16 protein-coding genes are annotated in these 20,606 nt (G+C 35.5%); 10 read left to right on the top strand and 6 right to left on the bottom strand.

Going from position 1 to position 20,606, the window contains the following annotated elements; genetic code table 11:
• Positions 1-20 precede the first annotated feature (20 nt).
• From dinB to ACR9EA_RS00595, 3 genes are all read left to right on the top strand, one after another.
• Entirely contained in the window at positions 21-1,118 is a 1,098-nt protein-coding gene (dinB, locus tag ACR9EA_RS00605; protein ID WP_435136018.1) for a DNA polymerase IV, read from the top strand.
• Positions 1,119-1,333: 215 nt separating this feature from the next.
• Positions 1,334-3,778, top strand: a complete 2,445-nt coding sequence (locus ACR9EA_RS00600) for a TonB-dependent receptor (RefSeq protein WP_435136016.1) — start codon at positions 1,334-1,336, stop codon at positions 3,776-3,778.
• Between the two features lie 14 nt (positions 3,779-3,792).
• Positions 3,793-5,154, top strand: coding sequence for a hypothetical protein (locus tag ACR9EA_RS00595; protein ID WP_435136014.1), 1,362 nt, complete (start codon positions 3,793-3,795; stop codon positions 5,152-5,154).
• A gap of 112 nt (positions 5,155-5,266) precedes the next feature.
• On the opposite strand, the gene pyk is transcribed toward ACR9EA_RS00595, so the two are convergent.
• The 5 genes from pyk to ACR9EA_RS00570 all read right to left on the bottom strand — a co-directional run bounded on the left by pyk (position 5,267) and on the right by ACR9EA_RS00570 (position 9,575).
• Positions 5,267-6,718, bottom strand: coding sequence for a pyruvate kinase (gene pyk / locus ACR9EA_RS00590; RefSeq protein WP_435136013.1), 1,452 nt, complete (start codon positions 6,716-6,718; stop codon positions 5,267-5,269).
• Positions 6,718-7,203, bottom strand: a complete 486-nt coding sequence (locus tag ACR9EA_RS00585; protein WP_435136011.1) for an IPExxxVDY family protein — start codon at positions 7,201-7,203, stop codon at positions 6,718-6,720. Before ACR9EA_RS00585 ends, pyk begins: the two co-directional genes overlap by 1 nt.
• A gap of 128 nt (positions 7,204-7,331) precedes the next feature.
• The gene (gene rnc / locus ACR9EA_RS00580) at positions 7,332-8,072 is read right to left on the bottom strand and encodes a ribonuclease III (RefSeq protein ID WP_435136009.1); all 741 of its coding nucleotides are present in this window, start codon (positions 8,070-8,072) and stop codon (positions 7,332-7,334) included.
• Between the two features lie 5 nt (positions 8,073-8,077).
• Positions 8,078-9,328 carry a beta-ketoacyl-ACP synthase II gene (gene fabF, locus ACR9EA_RS00575; RefSeq protein ID WP_435136007.1) on the bottom strand — a complete coding sequence of 417 codons (1,251 nt, stop codon included), beginning with the start codon at positions 9,326-9,328 and terminating at the stop codon, positions 8,078-8,080.
• A 13-nt stretch (positions 9,329-9,341) separates the two neighbouring features.
• The gene (locus ACR9EA_RS00570) at positions 9,342-9,575 is read right to left on the bottom strand and encodes an acyl carrier protein (protein WP_007647141.1); all 234 of its coding nucleotides are present in this window, start codon (positions 9,573-9,575) and stop codon (positions 9,342-9,344) included.
• Between the two features lie 237 nt (positions 9,576-9,812).
• Between ACR9EA_RS00570 and purN the strand changes: the two genes are divergently transcribed.
• The 5 genes from purN (at position 9,813) to ACR9EA_RS00545 (ending at position 14,738) form a co-directional block, all read left to right on the top strand.
• The gene (gene purN, locus ACR9EA_RS00565) at positions 9,813-10,376 is read left to right on the top strand and encodes a phosphoribosylglycinamide formyltransferase (RefSeq protein WP_435136005.1); all 564 of its coding nucleotides are present in this window, start codon (positions 9,813-9,815) and stop codon (positions 10,374-10,376) included.
• Between the two features lie 12 nt (positions 10,377-10,388).
• Positions 10,389-11,084, top strand: coding sequence for a cyclase family protein (locus ACR9EA_RS00560; protein WP_435136003.1), 696 nt, complete (start codon positions 10,389-10,391; stop codon positions 11,082-11,084).
• Positions 11,085-11,106: 22 nt separating this feature from the next.
• Positions 11,107-11,742: a ribonuclease H1 domain-containing protein gene (locus ACR9EA_RS00555; protein WP_435136001.1), complete on the top strand. Its 636-nt coding sequence runs from the start codon at positions 11,107-11,109 to the stop codon at positions 11,740-11,742.
• 109 nt (positions 11,743-11,851) lie between these two features.
• Positions 11,852-12,781 carry a PfkB family carbohydrate kinase gene (locus ACR9EA_RS00550; RefSeq protein WP_435135999.1) on the top strand — a complete coding sequence of 310 codons (930 nt, stop codon included), beginning with the start codon at positions 11,852-11,854 and terminating at the stop codon, positions 12,779-12,781.
• A gap of 58 nt (positions 12,782-12,839) precedes the next feature.
• Positions 12,840-14,738 (top strand): amidophosphoribosyltransferase, encoded by a 1,899-nt coding sequence (locus ACR9EA_RS00545; protein ID WP_435135997.1) that lies wholly within the window; start codon positions 12,840-12,842, stop codon positions 14,736-14,738.
• 648 nt (positions 14,739-15,386) lie between these two features.
• Here ACR9EA_RS00545 and ACR9EA_RS00540 read toward each other — a convergent pair.
• On the bottom strand, positions 15,387-15,995 hold the full coding sequence (locus ACR9EA_RS00540; RefSeq protein ID WP_435135995.1) for a superoxide dismutase: 609 nt from the start codon (positions 15,993-15,995) through the stop codon (positions 15,387-15,389).
• Between the two features lie 83 nt (positions 15,996-16,078).
• Here ACR9EA_RS00540 and ACR9EA_RS00535 point away from each other — a divergent pair, with 83 nt between their 5' ends.
• A complete protein-coding gene (locus ACR9EA_RS00535; protein WP_435135993.1) occupies positions 16,079-19,285 on the top strand; it encodes a UvrD-helicase domain-containing protein in 3,207 nt (1,068 codons plus the stop codon).
• Between the two features lie 118 nt (positions 19,286-19,403).
• Positions 19,404-20,597, top strand: a complete 1,194-nt coding sequence (kbl, locus tag ACR9EA_RS00530) for a glycine C-acetyltransferase (RefSeq protein WP_435135991.1) — start codon at positions 19,404-19,406, stop codon at positions 20,595-20,597.
• The last annotated feature ends 9 nt before the right edge of the window (positions 20,598-20,606 follow it).

Genomic DNA, 20,606 nt, shown 5'->3' with positions numbered 1-20,606 from the left:
AGATGTTATAAATTTACACGATGCAAAGCGATTTACCAATAAGAAAAATAATTCATGTAGATATGGATGCGTTTTACGCTTCTGTAGAGCAGATGGATTTCCCTGAACTTAAAGGTAAACCCATTGCTGTAGGAGGCAGTGAGAAGCGCGGAGTAGTTAGCGCCGCTAGTTATGAAGCCCGAAAATTTGGTGTTAAAAGTGCCATGAGCGGATTGCAAGCCAAACGCCTTTGTCCCGATTTAATTTTTGTAAAACCACGCTTTGAACGTTATCGTGATATTTCGAAGAAGATTAGAGCTATATTTTTCGATTACACCGACTTAGTTGAACCTTTATCGCTAGATGAAGCGTATTTAGATGTTACCATTAACAAAAAAGGAAACCCAAGTGCCTCGCTAATTGCACAAGAGATAAGACAACGCATTTTTAACGAAGTCGGTTTAACAGCATCTGCGGGAATTTCCATCAATAAATTTATTGCAAAAGTAGCTAGCGACTACAACAAACCTAACGGACAAAAAACGGTAAACCCAGAAGATGTATTGCTTTTTTTAGAAGATTTAGACATCAGAAAATTTTATGGCGTTGGCAAGGTTACTGCCGAAAAAATGTACCAATTAGGCATTTTTACGGGCAAAGACTTAAAAGCAAAATCTATAGATTATCTCGATACGCATTTTGGTAAATCTGGAAGGTACTATTACCATGTAGTTCGTGGCATACACAATAGCGAAGTAAAGCCAAACCGCATTAGAAAATCTTTAGCAGCAGAACGCACCTTTAGCGAAAATTTATCTAGCGAAATATTTATGCTGGAAAAGCTAAAACACATTGCCCAAGAAGTATCTAAACGTTTAACAAAAAACAAAGTTGCAGGCAAAACCATTACCCTTAAAATAAAATACAGTGATTTTACCATACAAACACGAAGCAAAACCTTACCGTACTTTGTAAGCGATACATCTTTAATTTTAGACACCGTTAAAACACTATTAGCGCAAGAAAAAATAAACAATTCGGTGCGATTACTGGGCATTTCTATTTCGAATTTAAATACTGAAACCAAAGGCCAAACAGAACAAAAAAGTGTAAGTATTCAACTAAAATTTGGTTTTTAAGTTGGCAACCAGATTGCTTTATTTTATGAAATCACTTCATATTCACCCACATCAATTATCATATCCTCTATTAAAACGAGAATAATTAACAAATTCATAACATTTTAAACAACAAACTTAAGTATTTCCAAAACCGCAATACTCTTGTCTAAAACCGCTATTTTTATTTGTAATAAATCTAAATAAAAATTAGTTTTGCGTGAAAATTTTTAATCATGGTCTTAAACCAAAGACTTTTAAGTATTTGTTTTTTTCTAACTAGCTATATTTTAATCGCTCAACAAGGGCATTTAAAGGGCTCCGTTATTTTTGATAATAACGAACCCGTTTTAGGTGCACATATTGTTTTAACAGGAAACGATCTTAAACACGAAACCATTTCGGATATTAATGGTGAGTATTTGTTTAAAAACATTCCGTACGGTAATTATAATATTCAAATGCATTCCTTGAATGCAAAGTCTCACAGTATAAATGTTGTTCATGATGCGACTGATAAAACCCATCATGCTACTTTAGAAATCACCGAATTTCATGACTTAGAAGAAGTTTTAGTACAAACTCAATCTACAAAGTCGAAAATAGAAAATGAGGGGTTTTCCGTAAATGTTGTTGAAACCAAAGAGGCTAGTTTAAGAAACATACAAACCAACGAACTGTTAAACACCACAGTTGGTGTAAAACTAAGACAAAATGGTGGTTTAGGTTCACAAGTACAGTATAGTTTAAACGGTTTGTCTGGTGGCGCTGTTCGTATTTTTATTGATGGTATTCCTATCTCGGTTTATGGTTCTTCGTTTAACTTAAACAGTATCCCGCCATCAATGATTAAACGTATTGAAGTATACAAAGGTGTTGTGCCCGGGCATTTAGCCGATGATGCTTTAGGAGGAGCCATTAATATTGTTTTACAGAATTCTACCAGAACAAACTTTAATGCTTCGGTATCTTACGGCTCATTTAACACGTTACAAACCAGCGCTAACGGCCTGTATAGATTCGATAAATCGGGCTTTACTGTAAAAGCTTCTGGCTTTTATAATTATTCCGACAACGATTATAAAGTTTGGGGCGGACAAGTAAAACACATTGAGGTTGATGGTAGTCAAATCCCAATAACAGCAAGACGTTTTAACGACGCCTATAAATCTACTGGAGGGATGATGGAGTTTGGTTTTACTAATGTAAAATGGGCTGACCAATTTTTTATTGGTATAACTGGTTCTGATGACTACAAAGAAGTACAGCATGGTGCTTTTATGACTATTCACCCATATAAAGGTCGTTTTTTAGAATCTGATGCTTTACTTACTAATTTCAACTACCAAAAGAAAGATTTATTCGTACAAGGTCTGGATTTTAATACAAACGGATTAATTGGAGAAAGAAACAGAATTGTTAACGACACAACAGCCTACGCTTACACTTGGCTAGGTGTTAGACAACAACGCCCTGTAGATTTTTCAGATCCCTATGGGGAGTCTATCGATTTAGAAAACTCTTGGGGCTCGCAACAAGAAGGCGGCCCAACTTTACTCAACATAAATAGAAAAGTAGCTTCAATACGTTCTGGAATCAATTATGAAATTAATAATCATCATAAATTATTATTAAATCATATTTACAGTGGAGTAGATAGAGAAGACCACGACGAGATGGTTTCTTTATTGGAAAACACGTTTAGACAAACCAGTAATTTACACAAAAACATTTTTTCTTTAAGTTATGAATTAAACGCATTCGACGATAAATTAAAATTCAACCTATTTGGCAAACATTATCGTCAAAAGGTAGAACGCATTAGGCCTGAATTTAACGATGATAGAACCGAAGTAATTGAAGATATATATACCAGTAATAAACATTATAACGGTTTTGGATTTGCCTCATCTTATGCACTTTTCCAAAATTTTACGGTACTAGCTTCTGCAGAAAGAGCTATCCGATTGCCTAATGAAACTGAGGTTTTTGGAGATGCTGGAGATAATGTTGTAGAAAACCCAAGCATAAAACCCGAAATAAGTAACAATATAAATTTGGGGTTTAGGTTCGGGGAATTCAATTTCAATAATCACAAATTACTGGTAACAACAAATCTGTTTTCCAGAAAAATTCAGGACATAATAGGCTTACCTCCAAGTGCTGGAGACAGATGGGAAAACGACGAACTTGTTCAATACGACAACTTTAATGAAGAAACCACCTCCCAAGGTATAGAATTTCAACTAAACTACACGTATAAAAATAATTTTGGATTCAACTTCAACCTTTCTCGACTAACACTAGAATTTGAAAATCAGTACGGTAATATTACTGATGTACCTAATACACCGTTATTTACCATGAATGGTGCTTTGCGTTACTCTATAAATAATTTTATTCAAGAAAAAGGGCGTTTAAACTTATTTTACAACGCTTACTTTACAGACGAATTCTCATATATTATTGTTTATGGAAACACGATAGATGATGGTAGAAATTTGGTTCCTACACAATTTATAAATGATTTTGGACTTAGCTATTCGTTTCCAAAAGAAAACTTCGTACTAAGCTTTGATGTCAAAAATATTTTTGACCAAGCCGCTTATGATAACCGATCTGTTCAAAAGCCAGGAAGAGCATTCTATTTAAAATTAAATTACATATTCAATAAATTATAAATCAATTAATAACTATGAAAAATCGATTTTTAAACCTTAAATTTATGTCGCTTGCCTTAAGTGCATTAGTACTTACGACTAGCTGTAGTGACGATGACTCTTCGGACGAAAAAGAAGAAGAGCAACTTGAAGATACCCGATGGATAACCGTTGCAGGAGCAAGAATGGGCTCAAACCCTGGTGATGGAAACGGTGGAACTTTAATCTATTCCATCAGTGCAGAAGATGCTAAAGATCCTACAAAATCTATTGCGCCTTTCGACAATGGTTTTATTGTTCCATCAAACCGTACAGCACGTTTACAAGCTTCAGAAGACGGCAATACTATTTTTAATATAAGCTACGCCGGAGATACAGGAGGAAACTATTCAAAGTATACCGTAAAAGGTGACCAAAACTTTACGCCAACAGGTTCAGAAATTAGTATTGCGCCTTATGTTGGTACTGCTCCAAGATGGATAAAATTATTTGATGGCGATAAAACTGGTTGTGCTGTTTACGTTTCTACCGAACATCAAGTAGACGATAACGGAACTCCAGATGACGTTACAGACGACACCTACCTACGTACTGAAGCAACCATGGGTGTGCTAACTTTAGATTTAGAAAATTCCTTAATAAGAAACTTTCAAGAATCTAGCATTCCGTTAAGTGCCGAAGAGGAAGCACAAGGTTATTACATTTCAAGAATAGACATGCCAACGTTAAACGCTGCTGGCGATAAACTATACATTGGCGCACGTTTAAGTAAAGTAGATCCTGCAACTGGAGAATCTGATAACGGTTACGATATTTTAGCTTCTAAAACTATAGTGTTAGATTATCCATCACTATTAAACCCAACTGTAATTACTTCTACTGTTGGCTATGGTAACACAAATGGTTACCGTAGTATTAATTCTTTTGAGTATAATGGTGCTGTTTACCAAGCAAACCAAGGCGATCCTAACGGTTCTCACATTTTAAGAATAGGTGCTAATAATCAATATGATGATTCTTATGTATTCAATTTAGATGATGCCTTAGGTGTAGAAGATGCTTACATTTTAGCATGGAGACCAGCAGAAAATGGTAAAGGTGTTTTAGCATACCGTCATGCAGGTTCTGCTGAAGGTGCAGCTGGAGCACAAGGCTATTTTGCACTTATTGATTTAAATGCAAGAACAGCTCAAAAAATTGATGCTATTCCTTACGAGCCAGATTTTTACTTATTCCAATACCAAGGTTTTGCTGTTAATGGTACAGAAATATTCGTTACAGAAGCTCCTGTTGGTAAAAACGGAAACATTTATGCTATAGAAACCGAAACTGGTGAAGTTACAAAAGGTGCTGAATTAGTAAATGTTGAAGGTAGCCACTATATTGGAACATTCTAAAACAGAATTGTGTTAATTAAAATAGACTTAATTTTAAAAATTAAGCTATTAAAAAAGCCTCAACAAAATAATGTTGAGGCTTTTATTTATCATTAAAGTAATACTACTTTTATTACTTTTTTCTTAAGTTACAATCTGTAATTTCAGACACACGTAAGGTATTCACCATGCCTTTTTCTTGAATTGGCATCGCGGCTAAACTAATTAACATGTCGCCTTCTTCTAAATATCCTTTTTCGCAAGCCAAAGCATTAACATCCTCGATAGTTTCATCGGTTGTTACAAACTTATCGTAATAAAATGCCTTAACCCCCCAAAGTAAATTTAACTGCGTTAAAATACGCTTATTAGATGTAAACACTAAAATATGTGCCGATGGCCTCCAAGCTGAAATCTGAAACGCTGTATATCCACTATTCGTAAGTGTAGAAATGGCTTTTGCATTAATTTCGTTAGCCATATTAGCGGCGTGGAAACAAATAGATTTAGTGATATAACGTTTTGTACGAATGTGTGGCGGTGATTGTGGTACTTTAATAAGCGGAGAATCTTCTACACTTTTAATAATATCAGACATTTGTCTGATTACCTGAACAGGGTACTGCCCTACCGAAGTTTCTCCAGAAAGCATTACCGCATCGGCACCATCCATAACCGAGTTTGCAACGTCGTTAACCTCTGCACGCGTTGGTGTTAGGCTAGAAATCATGGTTTCCATCATTTGGGTTGCAATAATTACAGGAATTCTGGCTTTTTTTGCACAACGCACTAATTGTTTCTGAATTAAAGGTACTTCCTGAGCTGGAATTTCAACCCCTAAATCGCCACGAGCTACCATTAAACCATCGCAATACGCTACAATTTTATCGATATTTTCTACCGCTTCTGGCTTTTCTATTTTTGCAACAATAGGAATTTTATGATCGCTGTGTTGTTTAATAAGCTCTTGTAATTGCATTAAATCTTCGGCGTGGCGCACAAACGATAGTGCCATCCAATCTACTTGTTGCGAACACGCAAAGATGGCATCTTCCACATCTTTTTCGGTAAGTGCTGGCTGAGAAATATTGGTGTTTGGTAAGTTTACTCCTTTTTTAGATTTTAAAGGACCTCCTTGAATAACTCGTGCTTTAACTTCGCTCTTTTTATCGGTTGAAACGACTTCAAAAATTAATTTACCATCATCAAGAAGAATGCGCTCTCCTGGTTTAGCATCTTGCGGAAACTGCTCGTAAGTCATGTAAACACGCTCTTTTGTGCCTTCAAACTTTTTTCCAGTTGCAAAAATTATTTCGTCGCCTGGATTTACAAAAACCTCGCCTTTCATTACGCCTACACGAAGTTTAGGCCCTTGTAAGTCACCAAGTATCGCTGCATTATATCCAAATTCATCGTTTAACTCCCGAATCATTTTTATGCGTTCGGCAACATCGGCATAATCGGCATGCGAAAAGTTTACTCTAAACACATCTACACCTTCTTCTAACATACCCTTTAATACTTCTTTGGTGCTTGTTGCTGGCCCTAGGGTAGCCACTATTTTGGTTTTCTTTCTTCTTAACATTAATTAAAAATTAAATTGTCTTTCGATTTTAATTGTTCAACATTTACCGTATAAGTAGTAATTACCTGTGGTATTTGTTGTATTTTATTTACTATTAGTTTTTCACTTATTTGCAGATCTTCTTTGGTTATTTTCAATAAAAAATCTACGTTCTTGAGTTCGGGAAGCAGGTTATAAGATTTTATTATTTTATGCTGCGTGTTAAATAAAGACCCCGAACTTTGTAAACTATCTTCTTCGCGCTTACAAATATTAGACACTAAATGATAAGTGATTAAGTGCTTAATATCTTTCCATTCGAATAAGGCATAAGACGCCGAAAAATATTTATAGTCTACATCTTGTTTTCTTCGTGCTAGCTTAATGTTTAAAACTTTATTTAAAAAATAGGCTAGCCTATAATCGTCTAATCTGCTATGTATGGCAATTAATATATAATCTATATCGTCTAAAAAGTCTTCAAGATTAAGTTTATGAATAGCCATTAGTACACAATTATAGATGTAAATATAACATTTATAACCGTTAAAAACTGAGGTTTAAGCTAATCTTAATGTTATATTTTCACGAAAACGTTTTAGTTTTAGTGTTTTTTTAACAAAAGTTAAAGAATTTAATTTCCTTTGGTAATTTGTTTTTGAAATACAAAAAAGGCGCGTTTAGATGCTTTTTCTTCGGCCTTCTTTTTTGATGTAGCTCTGGCTTTGGCTACCACTTTTTTATCGATAGAAAGCTTTACGGCAAAATGCCTTACATCGTCGTTTCCGGTATCGTCGTAAACTTCATAATTAAACGTCTTTTTTTCTTTTTGGCACCATTCTATAAGCAAGCTCTTATAACTGATAACCTTGCCTTCTAACTTTTCGATATCGACAAAAGGAATGATGATACGTTTATAAATGAATTTTTCGCAATACTTATATCCCCTATCCAAAAATATGGCTCCCACCAAGGCTTCAAATAAGTTACCATGTATGTTGTCGCCAAATTGGCCTTTTGGTATTTTACTCTCTACCAAATCTATTAAATCCAGGTCTTTACCCAAATCGTTTAGATGTTCGCGACTTACAATTTTTGAACGCATTTTGGTAAGATAACCTTCGTCTCCTCCTGGGACTTCGGTAAATAAATGCGATGCTATTACAGCGCCCAGCATGGCATCGCCAAGAAATTCTAAACGCTCGTAGTTAATTATATTACCCTCTTTATCTCTAATATTCATAGAGCGGTGGGTAAAGGCTGTTTTATAAATAGCCAAGTGTTTAGGTTTAAAACCTAAGATTTTACGTATAGATATAAAAAAATTCCCGTTGTTGTTAAAACGGGAATTTAATATGTTACGAATGTACTTCATTCGATTTAATCTAATTTTCTGAATAATACACAGGCGTTATGTCCGCCAAATCCAAAGGTATTACTCATAGCTACTTTAACTTCGCGTTTTTGCGCTTTGTTAAGTGTTAAGTTTAGTTCCGGATCAATTTTTTCATCAACAACCTCATGGTTTATTGTAGGAGGCACGATACCATTTTCCATAGCTAAAATAGAGGCTATGGCTTCTATGGCTCCTGCAGCGCCTAACAAATGGCCAGTCATAGATTTTGTTGAATTGATATTGATTGTTTTAGCGTGTTCGCCAAAAACTTCGGTAATTGCTTTTAATTCTGCAACATCACCAAGTGGTGTAGATGTACCATGGGTATTAATATGGTCTACATCTTCTGGTTTTAATCCTGCATTTTCCAAACAATTTCTCATTACAGCCATAACACCTATACCGTCTGGGTGTGGCGCCGTCATATGGTGTGCATCAGACGACATACCTCCACCTACTAACTCTGCATAAATTTTGGCTCCTCTAGCTTTAGCATGCTCGTATTCTTCAAGAATAATTGCTCCAGCGCCTTCGCCTAACACAAAACCATCTCTGGTTGCATCAAAAGGTCGAGATGCTGTTTCTGGGCTTTCATTTCTTGTAGATAAAGCGTGCATCGCATTAAAACCACCCATTCCTGCAATGGTAACTGCTGCTTCGCTTCCTCCAGTAACTACAACATCGCAATGCCCTAATCTAATATAATTTAGAGCATCTATCATAGCATTTGCAGAGGAGGCACAGGCAGAAACCGTAGTATAGTTTGGTCCCATAAATCCATTTTTAATAGATATGTTACCAGGTGCTATATCTGCAATCATTTTAGGTATAAAAAACGGATTGAATCGCGGCGAACCATCTCCAGCGGCAAAGTTTAAAACTTCATCCTGAAATGTTTCTAAACCTCCAATTCCTGCGCCCCAAATTACACCTACTCGTAATTTATTAATGGTATCTAAATCTAACTTAGCATCGGCGATAGCTTCGTCTGAAGCTACCATCGCATACTGTGTAAATCGATCCATTTTACGAGCCTCTTTTCTATCTAGAAAATCGGTAGGATTAAAATTTTTTAATTCGCAAGCGAATTTCGTTTTGAACTTCTCAGCATCAAAATATGTTATAGGAGCAGCTCCACTTTTACCACTAATTAGACCATTCCAGTATTCGTCTTTGGTATTTCCAATTGGTGTAAGAGCCCCTAAACCTGTAACTACAACTCGCTTTAATTCCATAAAATATTATTCCTTATTTTGCAGCTTCAATATATGATATAGCTTGACCTACTGTTGCAATATTTTCTGCTTGATCATCTGGAATTTGAATATCGAATTCTTTTTCGAATTCCATAATTAATTCTACAGTGTCTAATGAATCTGCTCCTAAATCGTTAGTGAAGCTAGCTTCTGTTACAACTTCGTTTTCATCAACACCTAATTTGTCTACGATAATCGCTTTTACTCTTGATGCAATGTCTGACATAATCTTTAATTTTAAGTTTTAAATAAGTCGCAAAAATAAAAAACTTTATTTTAAAACACACCATTAGTTAAAAAATGTGATTGTAAATTACTAAAATTAAATTGAAGTAAATTAATTTTACACCTTATTTATTATTAATAATCCTTTTTATACCCTATAAATTTAAAATCTTTTTTACTTCCTAGGCGCTACATTTTTATTTTTAACTAGGTTAGTATTATTTTAATTATTTACAACATGAAACGAATTGTAATCTTTGCTTCTGGTTCTGGGTCGAATGCAGAAAACCTTATAAAATTCTTTAACACAACCCAAGACGCCAAAGTGGTTTTAGTACTTACAAACAACCCGCAGGCCAAAGTGCTGGACCGCTGCAAGACATTAGGTGTTAGCGCCATGTCGTTTAACAGAACGGCATTTACAAAAACTAATACCGTATTAGACCTTTTACAAGCTACAGCACCAGATTTAATAATACTCGCTGGTTTTTTATGGAAATTCCCAGAGCATATTTTAAATGAATTCCCAAACAAAGTAATTAATGTGCACCCTGCCCTATTGCCAAAATTTGGAGGTAAAGGCATGTACGGCATGCATGTTCACGAAGCTGTAGTCGCAAACCAAGAAACTGAAACTGGTATTACCATACATTATGTAAACGAGAATTACGATGAAGGCGCTACGATTTTTCAAGCAAAATGCGACGTGTTGCCAAACGACACCGCCGAAGATGTTGCTGCTAAAATTCATGAATTAGAAATGGAACATTTTCCTAAAACAGTTCAAAAACTTCTAAGCTAAAAAAATCTGATTATGGCTGAAATTATAGATTTAAGTCAAGATATTTACGAAAACATGCCTGTTTACAAAGATTTACCACAAGTAAAAATGAGTATTCACAATACTCATGAAGCTTGGGACGGATTAGAAGGTGCTACAACAAAAACCCCCGCGGTACACAAACTAGAACTTGGCGAGCACACAGGTACACACGTAGACGCCATAAACCATATGGCCATGCAATACAAGCAGCATTCTATAGACACCATGCCGCTCTCTATGTTTTATACCGAAGGCATTTGCTTAGATTTATCTTACAAACATTTTGAAGAACTGATAACCACCGAAGAATTAAAACAGGCTTGCACAAAAGCCAATGTAACCATTAAAAAAAACGATACCGTTTTAATTTATACAAACCATTACAGAAACGCGTTTGGCACTAACAATTGGAGCAAAGGCCCTGGATTAACACCAGAAGCTGCCAGATGGTTAGGCGAACAAAACATAGCGGCTTTTGGCGTAGAGACCATGTCTCCTGGCGTACCAAAAAAAGGCAACAAAACCATACACCATATTTGTGGCGAATTACATTTTACGCATTACGAAAACTTAATAAATTTACACCTATTAATAGGTAGAGGGCGTTTTAGGTTTATAGGATTTCCTTTAAAAATAAAAGGTGGTACAGGCTCTCCTGTTCGAGCTGTAGCCATTTTTGAAGATTAATTTAAGCAAACGAATACTATTTATGTCTAAAAAGAAAAAATATTACACCGTTTGGAAAGGGCACCGCGTTGGTGTATTCGATACTTGGAACGACTGTAAAGCCCAAATTAAAGATTACCCAGGAGCTGTTTACAAATCGTTTCCTACTTTCGAGGCTGCCAAGCACGCCTTAAACAACAATCCTAAAGATTTTATTGGCAACAGTAATTTTAAAAGCACCTTAACTCCAGAACAACTCAAAAAAATAGGTCAACCTAATTACAACTCTATTGCTGTAGACGCAGCTTCCAGTGGCAATCCCGGGGTTATGGAATACCGAGGCGTAGACACTAAAACCAAAAAGCAACTTTTTATACAGGGTCCCTTTCCTGAAGGCACTAATAATATTGGCGAATTTTTAGCCATCGTTCACGGTTTAGCCTTTTTAAAACAACACCAAAGCGACCGCATCATTTACACCGACTCTAAAACAGCTATAAGCTGGGTAAAGAAAAAGTCGTGCAATACCAAACTAACGCCTTCAGAGAAAAACAAACCTCTATTCGATTTAATATCGCGAGCTGTAAGTTGGTTAAAAAATAACGACTACACCACTACAATTGTTAAATGGGAAACCAAAGCTTGGGGAGAAATCCCTGCCGATTTTGGTCGAAAATAACACTTAGACTCCAAATAATCAACTTGTTAATTTAGATTTTATTTAAGTCTAATAATTATTTAAATTCGCCCATAAAACCATATATTTGCAAAAAATTTGACACCTCTTTATGAGCAAATTAGTAATTGTAGGAACAGTAGCCTTTGATGCTATTGAAACCCCTTTTGGAAAAACCGACAAAATCCTTGGTGGTGCTGCCACATTTATTGGGCTCTCGGCATCGCAGTTTAATGTAGATAGCGCTATTGTTTCTGTTGTAGGAAACGATTTTCCGCAAGACTATCTCGATTTATTATCAAACAAAAACATCGATATTTCAGGAATAGAAATCGTAAAAGACGGTAAAACGTTTTTTTGGAGCGGTCGCTACCATTACGATATGAATACGCGCGATACCTTGGCAACAGAACTAAATGTTCTGGCCGATTTTAATCCTGTTGTTCCCGAAGCCTATAAGAATGCAGATGTTGTTATGCTAGGCAATTTGCATCCTCTTGTGCAACTAAGCGTATTAGAGCAGATGGACGATTCGCCTAAGCTAACCATTCTGGACACCATGAATTTCTGGATGGACAATGCCTTAGAAGATTTACACAAGGTTATTGCCAAAGTAGATGTTTTAACCATAAACGACGAAGAAGCAAGACAGCTTACTGACGAATATTCGTTGGTTGTTGCTGCCCGTAAAATTTACGATATGGGGCCGAAATTCGTTGTCATAAAAAAAGGAGAACACGGCGCGTTATTGTTTCATGAAAATGAAATTTTCTCGGCACCAGCATTACCATTAGAAAACGTTTACGATCCCACAGGAGCTGGAGATACCTTTGCAGGTGGATTTGCAGGATATTTAGCAAGCACTAAAGACTTCTCGTTCAACAACATGAAAACCGCAATTATTTACGGGTCGGCTTTAGCCTCGTTTTGTGTTGAAGCTTTTGGCACAGAACAATTACAAAACGTCTCGGAACAAGCACTAAGCCTTCGGCTGAAACAGTTTAGAGACTTAACAACATTTAATATAGAATTATCAGAATAAAAAATGCGCGCTTACTAAAAGCGCGTTTTTACTTAATTACACTTTTATACACAACACAATGAGCGATGCTTTAAAACACGAGTGTGGTATTGCACTTATTAGACTTTTAAAACCATTAGAATACTATAAAGAAAAATATGGTACTGCATTTTATGGCGTAAATAAAATGTACTTAATGATGGAAAAACAGCACAATCGCGGGCAAGACGGTGCTGGATTTGCAAGTATAAAACTAGACACCCAGCCTGGAGAACGCTACATTAGCAGAGTACGCTCTAATGCCCAACAACCCATACAAGATATTTTTGGCCAAATAAACGACCGCATTAATCAAGAACTTAAAGAACACCCAGAATACGCAGACGACGTGGCCTCGCAAAAGCGCCATATTCCATACATTGGGGAAGTGTTATTAGGACATGTTCGCTACGGTACTTTTGGTAAAAACAGTGTAGAAAGTGTACATCCTTTTTTAAGACAGAACAACTGGATGCACAGAAACTTAATTGTTGCAGGTAACTTTAACATGACCAATGTTAACGAGTTATTCGACAATTTACTACGCATTGGGCAGCACCCAAAAGAAAAGGCAGATACGATTACCATTATGGAAAAAATAGGTCATTTTCTAGACGATGCCGTTGCCAAAAAATACAAACAATTAAAAGCCGAAGGCTACACTAAAACAGAATGTTCTCCTTTAATAGCAGATCGATTAAACGTTGGTAAAATTTTAAAACGTGCTGCCAAAAATTTTGATGGCGGTTATGCTATGGCAGGTATGCTTGGACATGGAGATTCTTTTGTTTTAAGAGATCCAGCTGGTATTCGCCCTGCTTACTATTATAAAGACGACGAAATTGTAGTGGTAGCTTCAGAGCGCCCTGTAATCCAAACGGTATTTAATGTCGATTTTGATAAAGTTAAGGAACTAGAACCAGGACATGCGATAATTACCAAAAAATCTGGAAAAGTAAAAATAGAGCAAATATTAGAACCCACAGAGCGCAAAGCCTGTTCTTTCGAACGCATCTATTTTTCTAGAGGTAGCGATGCCGAAATTTATCAAGAACGCAAAGCCTTGGGCCGATTAATCATGCCTAAAGTTCTTAAAACTATAGATAACGATACCAAAAACACTGTTTTTTCTTACATACCAAACACTGCTGAAACCTCGTTTTACGGAATGATAGAAACGGTTGAAGATTTTCTAAACAAGAAGAAAACTAAAGCCATTTTAGACGGCAGCAGAAGTTTATCGGAAAAACAAGTTACAGACATTTTATCTGAACGCTCCAGAATAGAAAAAATAGCTATAAAAGACGCTAAACTAAGAACCTTTATTACCGAAGACAGTAGTCGAGACGACCTTGTAGAGCACGTTTACGATGTTACGTATGGCGTAATTAAACCTACAGACAATATTGTAATTATAGACGATAGTATTGTACGCGGCACCACTTTAAAGAAAAGTATTATTAGAATGCTAGATCGCCTGCACCCTAAGCGCATCGTTGTAGTATCGTCGGCTCCACAAATACGTTATCCAGACTGCTATGGTATAGATATGGCTAACCTAGAAGGTTTGGTAGCATTTAGAGCCATGCTTAGTCTTTTAAAAGAAAACAACAAATACCATATGGTAGAAGAAGTTTACAATAAATGTAAAGAGCAGGTAGAGCTAAAAGACAAGAAAATAGTAAACTACGTAAAAGAGTTGTACGACCAATTTACCGATGATGAAATTTCAGAAAAAATTGCTGAATTAATTTCGGATGAATCTACAAACGCAGAAGTACATACTATTTTCCAAAGTGTAGAAAACCTAAATAAAGCCTGTCCTAAAAATTTAGGAGACTGGTATTTTACAGGAAACTATCCTACCCCTGGAGGAAATCGTGTGGTAAACAGAGCATTTATAAACTTTTTTGAAGGCAACAAAGAACGCGCCTACTAACTGGTTTTTAATGCTTTACATGTGTAAAATTACATTTTACCTAATAAAAATGCATTTAATCTAAAAGATTATTTGATAACCTAAAAATAATCTAATTTGGCTGAACCATAACATAAGTAGGTTAAGTTCATGGTAGATTTGGGGCAAAAAAGGCGAATTAATTTTCGCCTTTTTTATTTTTAAAATTTTACGTCTTTCAATTCGTTTTCCCAAAACAGATTCTTTAATATTTTATATTGGACATGCTCCAATTTTCAAGTACATAAATTTAATTCCCTGCTCTTTAACTTAACGTTAGCAACTTCAGTTTAAGAGGCTTGACTTCATTTTTTGGAACATCTCAAAATTAACCTACCTGACTATTTTTTTCATATTCATAAAAAATAGCGATTACGATTAACTAAAACAGAACAAGACTCCATATTTATCCCGTTAGACTAATTTATTAGCATTTCAACTAGTATTATTTTAAGTAGACCTAAATCCACTTTATATTTGTTTCACCATAACATAAGTAGGTTAAGTTCATGGTAGATTTGGGGCAAAAAGGTGAACTGAATAAGTTCACCTTTTTATTTTTAAACACATAAAAAAACGGGCTACAAAACATTTACGTTTGTAGCCCGTTTTTATTTAAAACTTAAGCGTTTATTTTGCTTCGGCGTAACGACGCTCTACCTCGTTCCAGTTAATTACGTTAAAGAACGCATTAATATAATCTGGTCTTCTGTTTTGGTAGTTTAAATAATAAGCGTGCTCCCAAACATCTAATCCTAAAATAGGAGTTCCTTCGCAAGCTACTCCTGGCATTAACGGATTGTCTTGGTTAGGTGTAGAACAAACTTCTACTTTACCACCTTTGTGTACACACAACCAAGCCCAACCAGAACCAAATTGTGTAGCTGCTGCTTTACTAAAAGCATCTTTAAAAGCATCTACAGAACCAAAAGCAGTTTCGATAGCTGTTTTTAATTCGCCAGACAACACACCTTTACCTTCTGGATTCATTACTTCCCAAAATAATGAGTGATTGTAAAATCCACCACCGTTATTTCTAACAGCTGCATTACTCATGTCTAAACCTGTTAAAATATCTTCGATAGATTTACCCTCTAAATCTGTACCAGCAATGGCATTATTTAGGTTATTGGTATAACCTTGGTGATGTTTTGTATGATGTATTTCCATAGTACGTGCATCAATGTTTGGTTCTAATGCATCGTACGCATATTGTAATTTCGGTAATTCGAAAGCCATAATATTTTTATATTTTAATGATTAATAAATATTTCATTTCAAATTTAAGGATTATACACGGTAATTAAAAATAATTAATGGTTATGAAACCATCAATAGTTTTTATCTTGTCTACAAAATTGTTTAATATGCAAAACCAGACTTCTTTTACAATTTACGATGCCTCGGCAGGTAGTGGCAAAACCTTCACCTTAGTAAAATCGTATTTAAAAATTCTATTTGAATCTGACAGTTATTTCCAATTTAAAAACATATTAGCAATAACTTTTACCAATAAGGCGGTTTTCGAAATGAAAGAGCGTATTATTAAAACGCTTAAAGCTTTTGCAGATCCAACTATTTTAAAAGAAGAACACACCATGTTTAATTTGCTTTGCGCCGAATTAAATATGCAACCCGAAGCATTACATAGCAAATCGCAAACCCTTTTAAACACAATAGTCCATAATTATGCAGCTTTCGAAATTTCTACTATAGATGGTTTTACACACCGCATTATTCGCACTTTTGCCCACGATTTAAAATTGCCTTTAAACTTTGAAGTTGAATTGGACACCGATGCTTTGCTTACCGAAGCTGTAGACAGGCTAATAGCTAAAGCTGGCACAGACCAAACTCTAACCGATGTTCTGGTTCAATTCGCTCTGGAAAAGGCAGATGACGATAAAAGTTGGGACATAGCCTTAGACCTGAATAAAATTGCAAAACTACTGGTAAACGAAAACGACATTATATATTTAGACACTCTAAAAGATAAAAACTTAGACGATTTTAAAGCCCTAAAGACCCATTTAAAATCTGAAATACAAAGCACAAAAAAAACCATAATTAGCAAAGCTAAAGATTTGCTTACGGTTTTCGAAAATCACAATTTAAGCGCTAAAGATTTTTCTCGAGGTACGCTTTACAATCACTTTGTAAAAGTTTCTGATTTTAATATCGATAAGATTTACGAAAATCAATTAGAAAACAACATAAACGACGGAAAGGTTTATACCAAAACCCTAGCTCGCGACAAAGCAGCAAGTATAGACGCTCTTTTACCATCTATAAAAAACACGTTTTTAAGTATAAAATCGCAAGTATATCATTTTAAATTTTTAAATACCGTATACAAAAACATAACACAATTATCGGTTTTAAATACCATAAACAAAGAACTAACACTATTAAAAACCGAGGAAAATAAAATGCTCATCTCGGAATTTAACACCCTTATCAGCAATCAGGTTTCCGAACAGCCCACACCATTTATTTACGAACGTTTGGGCGAAAAGTTCAATCACTATTTTATAGATGAATTTCAAGACACGTCGCAACTGCAATGGCAAAACCTAATCCCGTTAATTTCTGAAGGTCTAGACACCATTGATACCCACAAAACACCAGGATCGCTAATGTTAGTAGGCGATGCCAAGCAAGCCATTTACAGATGGCGTGGTGGAAAAGCCGAACAATTTATAGAGTTATGCGAAAACGCATTTAACTTCAATCCTTTTCATACTCCCAAAGAAGTATACCGTTTAGAGACAAATTTTCGCAGTTTTAAACACATTATTAATTTCAACAATTCCTTTTTTAAATACCTAACAAAAGCGGCCTTTAGCAACGTAGTTTATAAAGGGCTATACGAAAACGCACAACAAGAACTATCTAACCCTAACGACGGGTTTGTTAATATTACTTTTTTAGATTTAAAAGAAGAAGATAAAGACGAATTATATCCAAAGCAGGTTTTAAAAACGATTGAATCTTGTATTAAAAACGGTTATAATTATAAAGACATATGCGTGCTAGTTAGAAAGCGAAAAGAGGCTGCCGTAATTGCCGATTATTTAAGTCTTCATGATATACAAATTATATCTTCGGAATCTTTGCTTTTAAAAAAATCGCCCGAGGTTATGTTTGTTACTCAATTAATCTCGCTGCTTTTCGAACCTAAAAACAACGAGATTAAAGTAGATATCTTAAACTATATAGCTACAAAATATAACGTTGAAGACAAGCATGCTTATTTTGCTGAGCACATACAAAAAAACAACACAGCACTGTTTCAATCGTTTAGTACATTTGGTATTTTTAGTCAAGCACATCAATTAATACAAATGCCATTATTCGACATGGCAGAAACCATAATTAGACAATTTCAACTCACAAAAACCTCTAACGCATATCTTCAATATTATTTAGACATTGTTTTAGACTATACGCAAAAACACGGATCGGATGTTTTTGGCTTTTTAGAGTATTTTAACAACAAATTAGACGTGTTAAGTATTGTATCGCCCGAAGGGCAGGATGCTATACAAATTATGACTATCCATAAATCTAAAGGTTTAGAATTTCCTGTAGTTATCTTTCCTTATGCCGATTTGGATATTTACAGAGAAAAAGAACCCAAAACCTGGTTTCCGCTAGACCAAGACCAATACAAAGGGTTTCCTTATACGCTGATAAATTACAATGCAGATGTCGCTGAATATAATGAAGCAGGCCAAGAGATTTACATGACCCATCAAGCCGAGTTAGAGCTAGATAATTTAAACCTGTTGTATGTAACATTAACACGTCCCGTAGAACAATTGTACATTATATCCAGTCTGGATTTAGACACTAAAAAACTACCCAAAACCAAACAATATTCTGGGCTTTTTATAGATTTTTTAATGCAAGAACAACTCTGGAACGACCAAACCTTAAGCTACAATTTTGGCACTCCCGAACGCCCAACTTCAATAACAAACGAAACAGAACAACACGCTAACACTAACGAAATAATAGAATTCATTTCAACCCCAAAAAACGAACACAATATTAAAATTGTTACCAATAACGGTTACCTGTGGGATACCAAACAACAAAACGCCATAGAAAAAGGAAATTTAGTTCACAATCTTATGGCAAAAATTTCCACAAAAAAAGACGTTCCAACCGTTTTGGAACAAGCTAACAGAACTGGATTAATAAGTACCGAGCAACAAACAGCTTTAAACCAAACCATAACTCAAATCATTCTCCATCCAGAGTTAGAGCCTTATTTTAACGAAACTTATACCATTTATACAGAACGAGACATTTTAGCGAAAGATGGCACTATTTTAAGGCCAGACCGTTTGGCAATTTCAACAGATCACGAAGTCGTAATAATAGACTATAAAACAGGTTTGGAATTAGAACAGCACAAACAACAACTTTTAAACTATCAACAGCACTTAGAACAGATGCAATATAAAGTCACCAAAAAACTTTTGGTATATATTAACGACGAGCTTCTGGTTAAGAGCATTTAAATTATTCTTAAAAATTCCGAAAAAAGTTAACACAAAACAACGATTCATCAAAAAAACAAACAACACCGTTCACATTCCGCAAAAACTATTTTAAATTTGCCTAAAATCATAAACAAATATGTACGGAACTATTAAAACACATTTAGAGCAAGAACTTCAAGCCATAAAAGACGAAGGTCTGTTTAAAACCGAACGCATAATAACCTCGCCACAGGGCGCAGAAATAACACTTAACACAGGAGAAACAGTATTAAATTTCTGTGCTAATAATTATTTAGGTTTATCTGCCCACCCCGAAGTTATCCAAGCAGCAAAAGACGCTATGGATACTCATGGTTTTGGGATGTCATCGGTCCGTTTTATTTGTGGCACCCAAGACATACATAAAACTTTAGAAGAAAAAATAGCAACGTTTTACAATACCGAAGACACCATTTTATATGCAGCCGCGTTTGATGCTAACGGAGGAGTTTTCGAACCGCTTCTAGGTCCAGAAGATGCTATAATTTCAGACTCGCTAAACCATGCTTCAATTATAGACGGCGTACGTTTATGTAAAGCTGCGCGTTACCGCTATGCGAATAACGACATGGCCGATTTGGAACAACAATTAATTACTGCTAACGAAAAAGGTGCCCGCTTTAAAATAATTGTAACCGATGGTGTATTCTCTATGGATGGATTAGTTGCTCCATTAGATAAAATTTGCGATTTAGCCGACAAATACGATGCGCTAGTTATGATTGATGAATGTCACGCTGCTGGGTTTATAGGGGAAACAGGTATTGGAACACTTCAAGAAAAAGGTGTTTTAGGGAGAATAGATATAATAACTGGAACTTTAGGCAAAGCGCTAGGAGGCGCAATGGGCGGATACACCACTGGCAAAAAAGAAATTATAGAACTCTTACGCCAACGTTCTAGACCATATTTATTTTCTAATTCTCTAGCACCGGCAATAGTTGGTGCCTCTATTAAGGTATTCGATTTATTAAGCAACGACACATCTTTAAGGGATACCTTAGAACAAAACACAGCGTATTTCAAGAAAGGAATGCAGGCTGCGGGATTCGATATTATCGACGGAGATTCTGCCATTGTACCAGTAATGCTATACGATGCCAAGCTATCGCAAACCATGGCCAATAAACTTTTAGAAGAAGGTATTTATGTTATCGGATTCTTTTTTCCAGTAGTTCCAAAAGGCAAAGCAAGAATTCGCGTACAGCTTTCGGCAGCCCATAAAAAAGAGCATTTAGACAAAGCCATTGAGGCATTTACCAAAGTCGGAAAGTCTTTAGGCGTAATCTAAAACCTGTCT

Origin of the sequence: Formosa sp. A9, assembly GCF_051200825.1 — a bacterium.
Classification (GTDB): domain Bacteria; phylum Bacteroidota; class Bacteroidia; order Flavobacteriales; family Flavobacteriaceae; genus Formosa.
Note: the sequence above shows the minus strand (reverse complement) of the source record. Positions and strands in the feature narration are given on the sequence as shown.

What these genes read in the sequence shown, in the direction of transcription:
- dinB (WP_435136018.1), top strand. Translation starts at nt 21, where the DNA reads ATGCAAAGCGATTTACCAATAAGAAAAATAATTCATGTAGATATGGAT.
- ACR9EA_RS00600 (WP_435136016.1), top strand. Translation starts at nt 1,334, where the DNA reads ATGGTCTTAAACCAAAGACTTTTAAGTATTTGTTTTTTTCTAACTAGC.
- ACR9EA_RS00595 (WP_435136014.1), top strand. Translation starts at nt 3,793, where the DNA reads ATGAAAAATCGATTTTTAAACCTTAAATTTATGTCGCTTGCCTTAAGT.
- pyk (WP_435136013.1), bottom strand. Translation starts at nt 6,718, where the DNA reads ATGTTAAGAAGAAAGAAAACCAAAATAGTGGCTACCCTAGGGCCAGCA.
- ACR9EA_RS00585 (WP_435136011.1), bottom strand. Translation starts at nt 7,203, where the DNA reads ATGGCTATTCATAAACTTAATCTTGAAGACTTTTTAGACGATATAGAT.
- rnc (WP_435136009.1), bottom strand. Translation starts at nt 8,072, where the DNA reads ATGAAGTACATTCGTAACATATTAAATTCCCGTTTTAACAACAACGGG.
- fabF (WP_435136007.1), bottom strand. Translation starts at nt 9,328, where the DNA reads ATGGAATTAAAGCGAGTTGTAGTTACAGGTTTAGGGGCTCTTACACCA.
- ACR9EA_RS00570 (WP_007647141.1), bottom strand. Translation starts at nt 9,575, where the DNA reads ATGTCAGACATTGCATCAAGAGTAAAAGCGATTATCGTAGACAAATTA.
- purN (WP_435136005.1), top strand. Translation starts at nt 9,813, where the DNA reads ATGAAACGAATTGTAATCTTTGCTTCTGGTTCTGGGTCGAATGCAGAA.
- ACR9EA_RS00560 (WP_435136003.1), top strand. Translation starts at nt 10,389, where the DNA reads ATGGCTGAAATTATAGATTTAAGTCAAGATATTTACGAAAACATGCCT.
- ACR9EA_RS00555 (WP_435136001.1), top strand. Translation starts at nt 11,107, where the DNA reads ATGTCTAAAAAGAAAAAATATTACACCGTTTGGAAAGGGCACCGCGTT.
- ACR9EA_RS00550 (WP_435135999.1), top strand. Translation starts at nt 11,852, where the DNA reads ATGAGCAAATTAGTAATTGTAGGAACAGTAGCCTTTGATGCTATTGAA.
- ACR9EA_RS00545 (WP_435135997.1), top strand. Translation starts at nt 12,840, where the DNA reads ATGAGCGATGCTTTAAAACACGAGTGTGGTATTGCACTTATTAGACTT.
- ACR9EA_RS00540 (WP_435135995.1), bottom strand. Translation starts at nt 15,995, where the DNA reads ATGGCTTTCGAATTACCGAAATTACAATATGCGTACGATGCATTAGAA.
- ACR9EA_RS00535 (WP_435135993.1), top strand. Translation starts at nt 16,079, where the DNA reads ATGAAACCATCAATAGTTTTTATCTTGTCTACAAAATTGTTTAATATG.
- kbl (WP_435135991.1), top strand. Translation starts at nt 19,404, where the DNA reads ATGTACGGAACTATTAAAACACATTTAGAGCAAGAACTTCAAGCCATA.